Source organism: Mesorhizobium sp. M0910 (assembly GCF_040319465.1).
In the GTDB taxonomy this organism is placed as follows: domain Bacteria; phylum Pseudomonadota; class Alphaproteobacteria; order Rhizobiales; family Rhizobiaceae; genus Mesorhizobium.
Genome location: NZ_JAMYNZ010000051.1, coordinates 1 through 594, shown reverse-complemented (window position 1 = coordinate 594; position 594 = coordinate 1). Strand labels below are relative to the sequence as shown.

Annotated in this window: 1 protein-coding gene; it reads right to left on the bottom strand. The window is 64.3% G+C overall.

Annotated elements, in window-relative coordinates:
* On the bottom strand, positions 1–594 hold a 594-nt coding region (locus tag NKH78_RS32535), incomplete at both ends, for an IS66 family transposase (protein ID WP_352885260.1).

The following is a 594-nucleotide window of genomic DNA, read 5'->3' as shown; positions in this document are numbered from 1 at the left end:
CATCGGCGTATTTCGACACCGCGATCTGCGCCAGCAGCGCTTCGGTCGGAATGCCGCTTTCGATGATGCGGGCGGGCGCGGCTGCCTGGATGACGCCGTCCCAGCCCTTGTAGGCATATTTGGGGCGACGCGTGACGATCACCCGGAACTTCGCCGGGGTGACATCGAGCCGTTCGGAGACGTCCTCGCCGATCAGGATCTTTTCCAGCGCTTCGCAGCCAGCAGGCGTCTCGGGCTCGATGACCACCTCGATCCGTTCGAGATGGGCCGCAAAGCCTTTGCGAGGGCGCGGGGCGCGCTTCGCTTTCGAGCCGCCCGCAGACTTCTCCATCTGCGCTTGGATGGCCGCCACGCCGGTTTCGATCTCGTCGAAGACCGGAGCGTACTGCTCCTCGCTCAGCGCACCGGCCCGCAACCTTTCGGAGCGGCTGCCGAAGCGCGACCGCTCCAGCATCTTCACCACCGCCGTCAGTCGTGCGATCCGCTCCTCAGCGCTCTTGTTGACCAACTCGAGATGCGTATTGTGGGCTTCGAGATCGGCATTACGCTCTTCCAGACCGGCGGCTTTTTCGGCCATGGCAACAACCATCGCCT